At 52.3% G+C, this 14,174-nt stretch carries 14 protein-coding genes; 9 read left to right on the top strand and 5 right to left on the bottom strand.

What is annotated here, in order from left to right:
- Positions 1-60 precede the first annotated feature (60 nt).
- Together pyrC and dinI are read left to right on the top strand one after the other, a co-directional pair.
- A complete protein-coding gene (pyrC, locus tag BG55_RS14985; protein WP_034939089.1) occupies positions 61-1,107 on the top strand; it encodes a dihydroorotase in 1,047 nt (348 codons plus the stop codon).
- Between the two features lie 71 nt (positions 1,108-1,178).
- On the top strand, positions 1,179-1,424 hold the full coding sequence (gene dinI, locus BG55_RS14980; RefSeq protein WP_034939086.1) for a DNA damage-inducible protein I: 246 nt from the start codon (positions 1,179-1,181) through the stop codon (positions 1,422-1,424).
- A gap of 53 nt (positions 1,425-1,477) precedes the next feature.
- Here dinI and BG55_RS22880 read toward each other — a convergent pair whose 3' ends face one another.
- The gene (locus BG55_RS22880; RefSeq protein WP_160170863.1) at positions 1,478-1,642 is read right to left on the bottom strand and encodes a hypothetical protein; all 165 of its coding nucleotides are present in this window, start codon (positions 1,640-1,642) and stop codon (positions 1,478-1,480) included.
- 332 nt (positions 1,643-1,974) lie between these two features.
- On the opposite strand from BG55_RS22880, the gene bssS reads away from it, so the two are divergent.
- The 4 genes from bssS (at position 1,975) to BG55_RS14960 (ending at position 5,256) form a co-directional block, all read left to right on the top strand.
- Positions 1,975-2,229, top strand: a complete 255-nt coding sequence (gene bssS / locus BG55_RS14975) for a biofilm formation regulator BssS (RefSeq protein WP_034939085.1) — start codon at positions 1,975-1,977, stop codon at positions 2,227-2,229.
- A gap of 106 nt (positions 2,230-2,335) precedes the next feature.
- Positions 2,336-3,445 carry an N-methyl-L-tryptophan oxidase gene (solA, locus tag BG55_RS14970; RefSeq protein WP_034939082.1) on the top strand — a complete coding sequence of 370 codons (1,110 nt, stop codon included), beginning with the start codon at positions 2,336-2,338 and terminating at the stop codon, positions 3,443-3,445.
- Positions 3,446-4,107: 662 nt separating this feature from the next.
- Positions 4,108-4,662, top strand: a complete 555-nt coding sequence (locus BG55_RS14965) for a cytochrome b (protein WP_034939081.1) — start codon at positions 4,108-4,110, stop codon at positions 4,660-4,662.
- 24 nt (positions 4,663-4,686) lie between these two features.
- On the top strand, positions 4,687-5,256 hold the full coding sequence (locus tag BG55_RS14960; RefSeq protein ID WP_152542802.1) for a YceI family protein: 570 nt from the start codon (positions 4,687-4,689) through the stop codon (positions 5,254-5,256).
- A 58-nt stretch (positions 5,257-5,314) separates the two neighbouring features.
- Here the strand turns inward: BG55_RS14960 and trhO are convergent, their stop codons facing one another.
- Entirely contained in the window at positions 5,315-6,364 is a 1,050-nt protein-coding gene (gene trhO / locus BG55_RS14955) for an oxygen-dependent tRNA uridine(34) hydroxylase TrhO (RefSeq protein WP_034939076.1), read from the bottom strand.
- Positions 6,365-6,729: 365 nt separating this feature from the next.
- Between trhO and BG55_RS14950 the strand changes: the two genes are divergently transcribed.
- Positions 6,730-7,650 carry a Kdo(2)-lipid IV(A) acyltransferase gene (locus tag BG55_RS14950; RefSeq protein WP_034939075.1) on the top strand — a complete coding sequence of 307 codons (921 nt, stop codon included), beginning with the start codon at positions 6,730-6,732 and terminating at the stop codon, positions 7,648-7,650.
- Positions 7,651-7,829: 179 nt separating this feature from the next.
- A complete protein-coding gene (locus tag BG55_RS14945) occupies positions 7,830-8,228 on the top strand; it encodes a MysB family protein (protein WP_034939073.1) in 399 nt (132 codons plus the stop codon).
- 6 nt (positions 8,229-8,234) lie between these two features.
- Here BG55_RS14945 and BG55_RS14940 read toward each other — a convergent pair whose 3' ends face one another.
- The 3 genes from BG55_RS14940 to BG55_RS14930 all read right to left on the bottom strand — a co-directional run bounded on the left by BG55_RS14940 (position 8,235) and on the right by BG55_RS14930 (position 12,721).
- A complete protein-coding gene (locus BG55_RS14940; protein ID WP_071995030.1) occupies positions 8,235-8,477 on the bottom strand; it encodes a YceK/YidQ family lipoprotein in 243 nt (80 codons plus the stop codon).
- A 148-nt stretch (positions 8,478-8,625) separates the two neighbouring features.
- Positions 8,626-11,190: a glucans biosynthesis glucosyltransferase MdoH gene (mdoH, locus tag BG55_RS14935; protein WP_034939071.1), complete on the bottom strand. Its 2,565-nt coding sequence runs from the start codon at positions 11,188-11,190 to the stop codon at positions 8,626-8,628.
- Positions 11,183-12,721 carry a glucan biosynthesis protein G gene (locus tag BG55_RS14930; protein WP_200871628.1) on the bottom strand — a complete coding sequence of 513 codons (1,539 nt, stop codon included), beginning with the start codon at positions 12,719-12,721 and terminating at the stop codon, positions 11,183-11,185. The genes mdoH and BG55_RS14930 overlap by 8 nt, the downstream gene beginning before the upstream one ends.
- A 271-nt stretch (positions 12,722-12,992) precedes the next feature.
- Between BG55_RS14930 and mdoC the strand changes: the two genes are divergently transcribed.
- Positions 12,993-14,117: a glucans biosynthesis protein MdoC gene (gene mdoC, locus BG55_RS14925; protein ID WP_034939066.1), complete on the top strand. Its 1,125-nt coding sequence runs from the start codon at positions 12,993-12,995 to the stop codon at positions 14,115-14,117.
- Positions 14,118-14,174 lie beyond the last annotated feature (57 nt).

The raw sequence follows: 14,174 nt of genomic DNA, 5'->3' as shown, positions 1-14,174 counted from the left end.
TGCTTATGCTTGGCCCCGGCCAAATTCGCCATACCGATCTCACTTCTGCCGGAGCCTGTTATGACTGCAAAACCCCAGGAACTTCTGATCCGTCGCCCTGACGACTGGCATATTCATCTGCGTGACGATGAAATGTTACAAACCGTGCTGCCTTTTACCAGCGAGGTTTCCGGCCGGGCGATCGTGATGCCTAACCTGGTTCCGCCCGTTACCAGCGTGGCGGCGGCGGAAGCCTATCGTGAGCGTATCCTTGCCGCCGTACCCGCCGGACATGATTTCACGCCGCTGATGACCTGTTATCTGACCGACTCGCTGAATGCAGATGAAATAGAAGACGGTTTCAGCCGCGGCGTATTCACCGCCGCCAAACTCTACCCGGCCCATGCCACCACCAATTCCAGTCACGGGGTGACTGACATTAGCCGTATCGCCACGGTGCTGGATCGCATGCAGAAAATCGGTATGCCGCTGTTAATTCACGGCGAAGTGACCGAGGCACATATTGATATTTTTGATCGGGAAGCCCGCTTTATCGACACGGTCATGGAGCCACTGCGCAGGCAGTATCCGGAACTGAAAGTGGTGTTCGAACACATCACCACCAAAGAAGCCGCCGACTATGTGCGGGAAGGTAATCGCTTTATTGCTGCGACCATCACGCCACAACATCTGATGTTCAACCGCAACCATATGCTGGTTGGCGGCGTACGTCCGCATCTTTACTGTCTGCCGGTCCTGAAACGCAATACCCATCAGCAGGCGCTGCGCGAAGTGGTCGCCAGCGGTAACGATCGCTTCTTTCTTGGCACTGACACCGCCCCCCATCTGCGCCATCGCAAGGAGGCCAGCTGTGGTTGTGCCGGGGTGTTCAATGCGCCGTCTTCGCTGCCAGCCTACGCTACGGTGTTTGAAGAGATGGATGCCCTGCGCTTTTTTGAAGCCTTCTGCTCCGAAAACGGTCCGCGTTTTTACGGCCTGCCGCTGAATGAGGGCACGGTTCGGTTAGTGCGCGAACCCTGGACCGTACCGGAGAGTGTCCAACTGGGTGATGATACGCTGGTGCCGTTTCTGGCAGGAGAGACACTGAACTGGCGTGTGGCGCGCTGATTTTTTTGCCAGAGAGATTGCTTCGGATGATTTAACTGTATATATTTACAGTATCTTATTCGGAGGCTTTTATGCGTGTTGAAGTCACTGTAGCAAAAACCACCCCGCTGCCAGCGGGTGCCATCGAGGCACTCAGCGCCGAGCTGGGTAAACGAATTAACCAGCAGTTTCCTGAATCTGTTCACAGCGTCTCGGTGCGCTATGCGGGAGCCAACAACCTGACGGTGATGGGTGGCAGTCATGAGGTGAAAGGTCGCGTGACGGAAATTTTGCAGGAAATCTGGGAAAGCGCAGACGACTGGTTTACTCACGATTAATCGGCACTGCCCATTTTTTTCCGTTGTTTGCCGGATTTCGCCATCCGGCTTTTTTACAGCCCTTTCATTAAAATTTCTTCTTGTATAAAGGTTTCAGGCACATTCTCTCTTTGCCATATCACCATGCTTTCCACCACAACCCGCCAGATTCTACTCTTCGGTAACCTTTCAAATGCAATTAAAAAATGATGCTCTGTGAGGCGACTTTTTACCGCCATTTATTTTATTCCCGCGCAGATTCTCTGGTCTTTCTTTCAGCCCTTATCCCTGGCATCACTCCCGTACATCGTGCACGGATGATAAGCGGATAAATTGTCACCTCAGAAATAATATTCAGACTATACTGAAGGCGTATTTTCTGTTTGTGTACGGACGATTATTATCGGCTGAGAATTAAATAAACAGTAATTAAAAGTTCACTCCCGGCGATAAAAATTTCGCTGCTGCGCGAATTTAAAATCCTGTTATAATTACTTTGCTCTGTAAAAAAAGGCCGCATCGAACCTCAATGACGTCGTCATTACTAATACGAGTTATAAAGGGGGTTACAATGGACAGAAACAAAGATGTTATCCAGACACATCCCCTCATCGGATGGGATATCAGTACCGTCGACAGCTATGATGCCATGATGATCCGTCTGCATTCGCTCTCCAGTGACGAGCAGCAGACTGATGAGGCCGAGGTCGGTCAGACCTACTGGCTAACCACTGATGTCGCCCGGCAGTTTATCTCCATTCTTGAAGCTGGTATTGCCAAGATTGAAGCGACCGGTTACCAGGACCGCGATTACCGTAAGCACTGATTTTCAGATTGTTTTCCGCAAGGCACTCTCCGGAGTGCCTTTTTCATTATGGCTGCATTTTGTTATCCTCCCTGCTTTAAGCATTGAATAAAGGAATCTGCTCCAGATGGTGTATGACTTAATCGTGGCAGGTAGTGGTTCGGTCGGTGCAGCTGCGGGCTGGTACGCACGCCGGGCAGGCCTGAATGTGCTGATGATTGACCGGGCGCATCCTCCCCATCGCAAGGGCAGCCACCATGGGGAATCACGCCTGATCCGCCATGCTTATGGCGAAGGTGTTCGCTATGTCCCCATGCTGCTGCGGGCTCAGCAACTGTGGGATGAGCTGGAGGCGGCCTGCGGGGAACGTATTATGCAGCGCTGCGGCGTGATTAACCTCGCGCCCGAATCGTCTGATTTTATTGCCGGTGTCCTGCAAAGCGCGGCGGCTTTTTCCCTGCCGGTTGAAACCCTGCGTGGTGAAGAGATTAGCCGCCGCTGGCCGCAACTTGCTGTGCCTGAAGACTATATTGGGGTTTTTGAGGCGAGTTCTGGCTACCTTAAATCGGAAGTGGCCGTGCGCCATTTAATCCGCCTTGCCAGAGAAGCAGGCTGTGCTCAGCTGTTTAACTGCGCGGTCGATGGACTTGAAGAACGTGACGGACTTCAGCTGGTGCATACCGCGGAGGGAACATTTCATGGTCGCAAATTGCTGCTGAGCGCCGGTACCTGGGTAAAAACCCTGCTGCCACAGTTACCGATCACGCCGGTGAGAAAAGTGTTTGCATGGCATCAGGCTGACGGACGCTACAGTGAAAATAACCGTTTTCCGGCCTTTACCGTTGAAACAGCAGACGGCCATTACTATGGCTTCCCGGCGGAAAATAACGCGATTAAAATTGGTAAGCACGACGGCGGTCAACCGATCAGCACACCACAGCAGCGCACCTCTTTCGGTAGCCGGGCGGAAGATGGCAGTGAACTGTTTTCATTTTTGCGCCAGTTCCTGCCCGGGTGCGGCGTTTGCCTGCATGGCGAATCCTGCACCTATGATAATTCGCCTGATGAAGACTTTATTATTGATACATTTTCCGATTCTTCTGACCGGCTGTTAATAAGTGGGCTCAGCGGTCACGGTTTTAAATTTGCCACGGTACTCGGCGAAATTGCCGCTAATTTCGCGCAGGGTAAACCGACGGAATTTGATTTATCTCCCTTTTCACTTGCACGATTTTAAAAGAATAAAGACGGCGTAATTTGCGCCGTTTTCCCGGATGAATTAGCCCGCCTTTTTGTTATTACCGATTAATTCGGGCCGGATAACGGCGAATCTCTGATCTCCTTCTGCCTTTGCGGTAATGCTGTTCGACAGCGTTGGCTGAGCAGCCATCGATTAGCAGAAATGACCGGTTGCCGGGCAGCGCTTCCCCTCTTCCGCACGGGTAAAGTTTATTGCTGATGCATCACTGTGCTGGTTTTAAGCCAGCAGAAACTGAATGACCTTCGCTGCAATCTCCACCAGCCAAAGCTTCTGGCATCACCCCGGTGCAGGCGAGTTTTGAACACCAGTTTTCTGGCATTACCGGCTGTCAACTGTCAAGCATTCCTGCTTTGTTAACATTGAATATGATAAGTAAAATACGACCACCTGCTTAACACAGATAAAACAAGGTCAAATAAACCGAAGGAATCAATCCCGTCAGGATCGTTCCGTCGCAATGATATGATGAAAGGATTTGTTGGCTAAAGTCACCCTACAACGAATTAAATGCACAGCAAGCCGTGTTTATTTCAGTTTTTTTGAAAAAAATAACAAATTTATTTAGTGATGGTATTTATTTGTTGATTTTATGTTTCAGCGCGTTCAGTCTGGGCAAAAATTGCTGACAGGATCCCCTGATGCAGTGGAAAAATACCCCAACCCGTTTTGGTCATATTAGTGTGCTGCTGCACTGGCTGGTGGCACTCGCTGTTTACGGCATGTTTGCCCTCGGCCTGTGGATGGTCACTCTCGGCTATTATGACAGCTGGTATCACCCGGCTCCCGAGCTGCATAAAAGTATCGGCATTACCCTGTTTACGGTGATGGTGGCAAGGGTTATCTGGCGCTTTATTTCCCCGCCGCCGAAACCCCTTGCCAGCTATTCTACTGCGACCCGCATCAGTGCCGTTGCGGTGCACCTGCTGCTTTACGGCATCCTGTTTGCCATCTTCATTAGCGGCTATCTCATCTCCACTGCCGATGGTCAACCCATTGAAGTCTTTGGTCTGTTTTCCGTGCCTGCGACGCTTGAAGGGCTCGGTGAGCAGGCCGATCTGGCGGGAGAAATCCACCTGTGGCTGGCCTGGAGCGTGGTGATCCTCTCCGTGCTGCATGCGCTGGCTGCGCTCAAGCACCACTTTATCGACCGGGACAGCACGCTGAAACGGATGCTGGGTAAATCACCCGACTAACCTCTGCAAAAGGAAGGAAAGATGATCAAAAAAAACCTGTTAGCCCTGACCACCACGCTGATGCTGAGCATGGGTGCCGCACATGCCGCCGACTATAAGATTGATAAGCAGGGGCAACATGCTTTTGTACAGTTCCGCATTCAGCACCTGGGCTACAGCTGGCTGTACGGGACGTTTAAAGACTTCGACGGCAGCTTCACTTTCGATGAAGCCGATCCGGCGAAAGATAAAGTCAATGTCACTATCAAGACCGCCAGTGTGGATACCAACCATGCTGAACGTGACAAACATCTGCGCAGCGCGGAATTTCTGAACGTATCAAAATTCCCGCAGGCGACCTTTGTGTCAACGTCAGTGAAAAAAGAGGGTGACGGGCTGGCAATTACCGGCAACCTGACGCTGAATGGCTTCACAAAACCGGTGACGCTGGCAGCTAAAAAGATGGGTGAAGGTAAGGATCCGTGGGGGGGTTATCGTGCCGGTTTCACCGCAGACACCACTCTGAAACTGAAGGATTTTAATATCACCACCGATCTGGGTCCGGCATCACAACAGGTTCAGCTGATGATTTCTGTTGAAGGACTCCGCCAGTAATAAACAGCCCGCCAGCGAGTGGCTGGCGGGCTTGTTCTGCTTCATCAGGCCGCAAAGGCTACTTCTCTGACGGGATATTCAGCGTCATATTCAGCAGACCGCGCGACTTATTAAAGATTTTATTGCCATTCTCACGCCCGGCACGTCTTGCCCGCTGTTCCTCCGGAGAGAGCGCCAGTTCTTCCATGCAGATTGGGCTACAGCAGTGATGGTATTTTTCTGCACAGGCCGCGCACTGAATGAACAACAGATGGCAGCCATCATTTTTACAGTTAACGTGCGTGTCACAGGGAGCACCACACTGATGGCAGTGAGCAATCACATCTTCGGAGATACGCTCTCCCATTCTTTCATCGAAAACAAAGTTTTTGCCCTTAAAACGCACCGGCAGACCCTGTTCCCGCGCACGACGGGCATATTCAATAATGCCCCCTTCAATGTGATAGACGTTTTCAAAACCGTTGTGACGCATCCAGGCGCTGGCTTTTTCACAACGAATACCGCCGGTGCAATACATCACTATTTTTTTGTCTTTATTGTCCTGAAGCATCTCTACTGCCATGGGCAGCTGATCGCGAAAGGTATCCGCCGGGATCTCCAGCGCGTTGTCAAAATGGCCGACTTCATACTCATAGTGATTGCGCATATCCACAAACAGCGCATCCGGATCGTCCAGCAGCGTGTTGACCTCTCCCGCTTTCAGGTAGCCGCCGACATTACTGGCATCAAATGTTTCATCGGTGATGCCATCAGCAACAATGCGCTCGCGTACTTTTAACCGCAGCACCCAGAAGGATTTGCCATCGTCGTCCAGCGCGATATTCATCCTGAGATTGTTGAGCGCCGGGTCGAAACTGTACAGCATCGCTTTTAGCGCGTCGTAACGGCTGGCAGGCACGCTGATTTGCGCGTTGATCCCTTCGGTGGCGACATAGACGCGACCAAATACATTCAGACGGGTGAACTGCACGTACAGCGCGTCGCGAAAAGCTTTGGCATCAGCAATGGTGAAATACTTGTAGAAAGAGACTGTGGTGCGCGGCTCGGTTTCGGCCAGCATCCGCGCCTTCAGCTCTTCATTGGAAACAAGGTTATGTAACACTGGCATGGTGTACTTTCCTGGGTTCGTCAGAGAAATTTTGCGGGCGATATCATACCTGAATAGCGCGTAAAACATAGTGGGCACATTTGAAATTGTTCAGCGCACAATCCCGTTGCCGTCGAATTGTGCCGTGGCGATGCCGGATTGCGGTCAGACGCGGCGGTTTTTCTGTGCGGGTTTATGCAATGTGCGCTCCCTTTTGCCGTAAAAATCAGTAAGCAGTCAGCGATCAGTTTTTCATTCTGCTATGGTAAACACGCCGAAAGTCAGCGTGTTATTTCAGTTCGTCGCTAATAAATGGCACAATAGGTTATAAGGACAATTCATTCCGGGCAGCATAATGGTGCCCCTTTGTTACGATCTGGAAACTCATGACTCAGCTGCCTCAATTTACACGTGCGTTGTTGCATCCCCGTTATTGGTTTACCTGGTTGGGTATTGGTCTGCTCTACCTGCTGGTGCTGCTACCTTATCCGGTGCTTTATCATCTTGGCTGTGGGCTTGGCCGCCTGTCTATGCGCTTTCTGAAACGTCGCGTTGAAGTAGCCCGTCGCAATCTGCAACTCTGCTTTCCTGCCATGCCGGAAGCCGAACGTGAAGCAATGGTGAAACGCAATTTCGAATCTGTGGGCATGGGGCTGCTGGAAACCGGGATGGCCTGGTTCTGGCCAGACTGGCGTATCAGCAAATGGTTTCAGGTCAGCGGGCTGGAGCACATTGACAAGGCACATCAGGATGGCAAAGGGGTGCTGCTGATCGGTATGCATTTTCTGACGCTGGAGCTGGGCGCACGTATTTTTGGCATCCATAATCCGGGGATCGGTGTTTACCGTCCCAATGATAATGCGTTGCTGGACTGGCTTCAGACCTGGGGACGGATGCGCTCCAACAAAAGTATGCTGGATCGCAAAGACCTGAAGGGCATGATCCGTGCGCTGAAAAATGGCGATATTATCTGGTATGCGCCGGACCATGATTACGGTCCGAAGAGCAGCGTGTTTGCCCCCTTCTTTGCCGTGGACAAGGCCGCCTCAACGAAAGGAAGTTATCTGTTGATTCGCAGTGGTAATCCGGCGGTGATCCCCTTCGTTCCGCGTCGTCTGCCGCATGGCAGAGGTTATGAGATGGTTATCCTGCCAGAAGAACAGGCTATACCGCTGACCGACGAAACCGCCACCGCCACCCGCATGAATAAAGTGGTGGAGCACGGCGTGTTGATGGCCCCGGAGCAATATATGTGGCTCCATCGGCGCTTTAAGACCCGTCCGGCGGGAGAGTCCTCCTTCTATTAATGTTAACCACCCGCGCTGCAATCTGCGGCGCATTATCTGCTGTTGCAAAGCGAACCCTGTTTGCTAAACGGCTGACACACTGCACTGTTTTCTTTTCGTTTTTTTTTACTGCCACCTTTCCTCCTGTCAGTCTTCAACTATCCTTTCTGAAACCGCAACCTGTGTAATGGAGAAACCTGATGAACCTGTATGCAACGCTGGAAGAAGCCATTGATGCGGCGCGAGAAGAGTACCTGGCTGCCAATCCGGAAACCGATGAAGAGGATGCCTCAGTCAGCCAGTTTAACCTGCAAAAATATGTCATGCAGGATGGCGATATCATGTGGCAGGCTGAATTCTTTACTGATGAAGGGGATGATGGCGAGTGCCTGGCCCTTCGCAGCGGAGAAGCCGCTCAGGCTATTTTTGACGGTGATTTTGATGAAACAGACCTGCGTCAGGAGTGGCTGCCGGAGAATACCCTGCACGAGTGGGATGAAGGCGAATTTCAGCTGGAGCCGCCCGCTGACAGTGAAGAGGGAGAAGCGGCCGCGTCAGAGTGGGAAGACGACAATACTGACTCCGATAACTACGCCTGATTGAGGTCACTCATACGGACCGTGGTGGGCATCCACTGGCAGTAATAAGGTATCGACCACCAGCGACAGCGGCAGGTCGATAATGGTCAGGAAGCGCCAGGGCGTATCACGGACGTCCCACTGCACACCGGGATAGAACTGATTTCCATGCCCCTGGCCCGGCATAGTCCGGCTGATATTGCTGCCGCAACCGCTCAGCATTACAATACAAAGCCCCAGTAATGTTGCCCGCAGTAGTGTTGTAATCATCATTTCCCATCGGCTGAATAAAAACGCGTCATTGTACAGCCACATCTTGCGTCAGAAAGACGCTAAAACGCAAAGTTTCTGTAAATTCGTTAACTTCAGAGATAAAAAAACCGGGAAAAAAATTCCCGGTTTTTCAGCACCTGCGCCGTCAGGACTTCACGGTCTGGATAGCGTCAGGATTCATTTTCAGCGACTGATAGTGGTTATACCAGTCGTGATACTTATCGGCATGTTGCCACAGCTGGTAATGCATCCGGGAAAGCGTAACCGGGTCACTGATCAGCGCCAGACGACGATCGCGGTCCAGTTTTGCCGGTGATTCACTCAACGCCTGCTCAACACGGCGGTCGCGGGCAAATTCCAGAATGTCACTTTTCAGGTGCCGGGAGGTTGCCATCGCGCTGGCCAGCGCATTAAACGACGGGTTGAACACCGCATGCATAAAGCCATCTTTCAGCGCGCGCGAACGATTCAGCTCGTTGTAGCGTTCGGTATCCAACAGCTCTTTTGGCGGATCGTACTCTTCAGGGATCAGGAACAGTCGGGCACGTTTGGACGCCATTCCGGTGGTAGACCGGCTGGAGAACACCGAGACAAAAGGCGACAAAATCAGCGAGAAGACAATCGGTGCCAGCCACCACAGGAAGTTAAGGTCAAGCCAGCCCATCCCGGCAGCCCAGACAATGCCCAGCAGCATCTGTGAACCGTGACGTTTAAAGGCTTCACTCCACGGTGTGGCATCATCGTCACGCTGCGGTGAGTTCCAGACCACTTCCCAGCCGAGAAACGCACTGACCACAAACACCGTATGGAACAGCATCCTTACCGGTGCCAGCAGCACGGAGAACAGCATCTCAAGGAACAACGAGACGAAGACCCGCAATGCACCACCGTAAGGTTTCGCGCCCTTGCACCAGACAAGCACCACGCTCAGCAGCTTCGGCAGGAACAGCAGCACCAGCGTGGTTGAGAACAGCGCAATCGCCAGTTCAGGTCGCCACTGCGGCCACACCGGGAACAGTTGCCGGGGTTGCAGGAAGTAGGACGGCTCCATCAGCGTATGCACCACCTGCAATGCCGTGGACAACGCCAGGAACATAAACCACAGCGGTGCAGAGAGATAGGACATCACACCAGTTAGGAACACCGCACGATGAACCGGATGCATCCCTTTCACCAGGAACAGACGGAAGTTCATCAGGTTACCGTGGCACCAGCGACGGTCACGCTTCAGCTCATCCAACAGGTTTGGCGGCAGTTCTTCATACGAGCCAGGCAGGTCGTAGGCTATCCATACGCCCCAACCGGCACGACGCATCAGCGCAGCTTCCACAAAGTCATGAGACAGAATCGAACCGGCAAAGGAGCCCTCTCCAGGCAAAGGTGCCAGCGCACAGTGCTCAATAAAGGGTTTCACGCGGATAATGGCGTTATGCCCCCAGTAGTGGGATTCCCCCAACTGCCAGAAGTGCAGACCGGCAGTAAACAGCGGCCCGTAAACGCGGGTGGCAAACTGCTGGCAACGCGCATACAGCGTGTCCATCCCGGACGCTTTTGGTGAAGACTGAATAATCCCGGCTTTAGGATTGGCTTCCATCATGCGTACCAGACCGGTGAGACACTCACCGCTCATCACGCTGTCCGCATCCAGTACCACCATGTAGCTGTACTGGCTGCCCCAACGGCGGCAGAAATCATCGATGTTACCGCTTTTACGTTTCACACGGCGACGGCGGCGGCGATAGAAAATGCGCCCTTCCCCACCGACATCGCGCACCAGCTCCATCCAGGCTTTCTGCTCTGCGACGGCAATATCAGGGTTGTAGCTGTCGCTGAGGATATAAACGTCGAAATGCTGCTGTTCACCGGTTCTGACCACCGATTCCCAGGTGGCGCGCAGACCGGCAAACACGCGTTCCACGTCTTCGTTACAGATAGGCATAATCAACGCGGTGCGGTGCGCCGGGTTAATGGGCTCATCGCCGTTGGAGGCATACGAAATGCTGTATTTATCCTTGCCGATCAACAGTTGCAGGAAGCCCATCAGTGCGGTCCAGAAACCGGCAGAGACCCAGCAGAACAGCACCGCAAACAGGAAGAGTATGCCGGTTTGCAGGATATAAGGCAGGATTTGCATCAGCGACTGCTGCCAGTTCTGATTGATCATTTCAACCGGGTCGATCAACGCCCATCCCTGGTAAGGCAGGATGGTTTTCATGTACCAGGTTGCCACCACCGTCTGGGCAATGGTCAGGATCAGCAGAATATAGCGGCGAATTGAACCAACATGTCGCCACTTTTCTTCTGAACGCTGTACTTCTGCATTGTTGCTGTAACGCGGTTTGCTTTTACGCCCACGCAGGGAGTCCCACGCGCGTGACACCGGGTTGGTGCGCCAGGCTTCCGGATACATGGATGAACGGGTGTGACGTGGCATCGCCTTCAGAGTGGTACGATCCAGCGCGTCCTTCGCGAACTGTTCGCCATTGCCCACGGAATCAGGCCATGTCATATCGATCCGCGTTTTAACCGACGCCATCGGCGCATCATCAGGGCGCCCCGGCGGCAAGGCATCCTCAGCCAGCGACTGGTGCAGCTGGCTGAACATCTCTTCAGATTCAACCGGCAGCGCATCTTTCAGCGCCCCTTTACGCTCAGCTGAAAGGGGCAACGCATCTGTATATTCTGTGGGTATCGCAGTAGTCTTATTCATTGGCAGGCAACTGATAGCTCCAGGTTTCTGTCAGCGTTTTATCACCGTTAAGCAGTGCAGCACGCATTTCCGTCGGCTGTTTGCTGTCTTTAACACGCAGACGCATAATCAACCGCCAGCCTTTAGTGACCGGATTGTAACGCACGCTGTTTTCCACCAGCTCACCGTTGTTTCCGATACTCACCTGCGGTGTCACCGGGGTGTTATCCGGCAGCTGACTCATCTGCTCACCGGTGAAATCAACGATAAAGGCCACGGTGCCGTCTGGCTGACGCACCAGATTAGACTGTTTCACATCGCCCGTTGAGCGCAGCGTATCCTTCACAAAAGCTGTTTCTGGCGAGTGCAGTTGATTTTCATCGCGGGTGAAATGCAGGCGATAGCTGAAATTCATCTCTTTGCCATTATCTGGCAGGCTCTCCGGCGTCCAGAAGGCCACGATGTTGTCATTGGTTTCGTCGGTGGTGGGGATCTCCACCAGCTCGATGTGGCCTTTGCCCCAGTCGCCCTGTGGTTCAATCCAGCCGCTTGGGCGCAGATCGTAACGATCGTCCAGGTCCTGATACTGAGCAAAATCCCGGCCGCGTTGCAGCAGGCCAAAGCCTTTAGGATTCTCAAAGGTGAAGGTACTGACCGCCAGGTGTTTTGGATTATTCAGAGGACGCCAGATCCACTCTCCGTTTCCGGCATGAATGGACAGACCGCTGGAGTCATGCAGCGCAGGCCGGTAGTTAACCTGAGGTGACGGCTGATTCGCGCCAAACAGGAACATACTGGTCAGAGGGGCCACACCCAGTTTACCGACTTTGTCACGCAGATAGACTTTAGACTGGACGTCAACCGTGGTTTCTTTACCGGGCGTAATCAGGAAGCGGTATGCGCCGGAGGCCCGTGGCGAATCCAGCAGCGCATAAATCACCAGATGCTTATCCGCAGGTTTTGGCCGCTCAACCCAGAACTCTCTAAAACGCGGGAACTCTTCACCGGAAGGCAGTGCGGTATCAATAGCCAGTCCGCGTGCGGAAAGGCCATAAACCTGGCCTGCGCCAATTACCCGGAAATAACTGGCACCAAGAAAGCTGGTGATTTCATCATCTTTCTTGTTTTTGTTGTTCAGTGGATAAAGCACTTTGAACCCGGCAAAACCGAGGTTTTTAACCGTTTCCGGATCGTGCTTTACATTGCCAAAATTGAAATAGTCCGGCGAGTACTTGATCTCACGAGAGGTTGAGGCGGCAACTTCATTTATTTTGACCGGCTGATCGAAATACATCCCCTGGTGGTAGAACTCCAGCTTGAACGGGGTCTTCAGCTTGCCCCACCAGGCTTTGTCATGATTAAACTGGATCTGCTGATAATCTGCATACTTCATTTCATGCAGTTGAGCAGGCAAATTGCTTTTTGGCGCTTCGTAACCTTTTGCAGCTAAATCTTTCGCCTGTTTTGCAACGTCATCAATGCCAAAAGCCCAAACTGAACTGGCATACATTGACAACATAACGCCAACACCAAGCCAGCTTAATTTTTTCAGTTCTGGCTTATTCTTAATTTTACTCAGCACATCCCCCCCTTTCGCGTGCCTTCATTGAATCCACCCATCTTAATGGATTATTCCGCATTCCGACAGCTTAAGAACACTTTTAGTTCCGCCTGACAGCCGCTTTTGTCGCCCGCTTCTCAGGTGGTTAGCGGATACAGATTCGCCTGATAGTACAGGCGCGTTCTCTCAACTACAGTAAGCGTTAAGCTTTAGCGTGGCTCAGGGTGAGCCAGTGCTGTAACGTTTTGAATAGTGGACAAATATGACAAAAAAAACACAGCAAAGAGAGTATTTTTTCGATTCAATCAGAGCCTATCTGATGCTTTTAGGCGTTCCGTTTCACGTCTCATTGATTTATTCCAGTCAGTCCTGGTCTGTAAACAGTCCGACACCTTCCGAATGGCTGACCATTTTAAATGACTTTATCCACGCCTTTCGTATGCAGGTGTTCTTTGTCATTTCCGGTTATTTTTCCTACATGCTGTTTCTGCGCTACAGCCGCCCGCAGTGGCTGAAAGTACGCCTGGAGCGGGTCGGTATTCCCATGCTGGCGGCGGTTCCTCTGTTGACGGTGCCACAGTTTTTTATGATTAAAGCCTGGACCACGAAAATTGGTGACTGGCACAACCTTACGCTGTACGACAAACTCAATGCGCTGAGCTGGGATCTGATTTCTCATCTGTGGTTTTTACTGGTACTGGTGGTATTGACGGTGGCCGGGGTCTGGCTGTTTCGCTGGCTCAGCCGTGGTGAGGCTGACGAAAACGATTTTGCCAGCCTCGGCTGGATAAAACTGAGCATGGTTATTCTGCTGTGCAGCCTGGCATGGGGCGGTGTACGCCGCCTGTTGTTTCTTTATGAACCTCAGCTGTTGGGGAACGGGCTGTTCAATTATGGTGTGATGCAATCACTGTTCTTCCTGCCATTTTTTATATTGGGGGCGATGGCGTGGAAATATCCGGCACTCAAGGCGTTATTTGTTAAACCGGTGCCCTGGACATTTATCGGTTCGGCCGTGGCGTTTGTCGCTTATGTCGCCAATCAGACCTGGAATAAGGGTGAAGGCTGGCTGTATGAGATTGATGCCGTGGTGTCGATGATGATGGGATTGTGGATGGTGAATGTGGTGTTTTCACTGGGCCACCGGTTGCTGAACAGTCATTCGCCCCGCGTTACCTACCTGGTGAATGCGTCACTGTTTATCTATCTGGTGCACCACCCGCTGACCATTCTGTATGGCATTTTCCTGGTGCCGGATATCAGCAACAACACGCTGGGCTTCTTTACCGGTTTGCTGTTTGTCTTTGGCATTGCCTTTATTCTGTATGAGATCCACCTGCGCATTCCGCTGCTACGTTTTCTCTTCTCGGGTAAACCCCAGCGTTAAATCCCGGCGGCTGCGCAATGGAATCCGCAGCCACGGGGTTCAGCCAGGCGTGGTGCA

This window comes from Erwinia mallotivora, from assembly GCF_000590885.1.
Lineage (GTDB): Bacteria > Pseudomonadota > Gammaproteobacteria > Enterobacterales > Enterobacteriaceae > Erwinia > Erwinia mallotivora.
The sequence above is the reverse complement of the archived record's forward strand: the minus strand, read 5'-3'. Positions and strand labels throughout refer to the sequence as shown.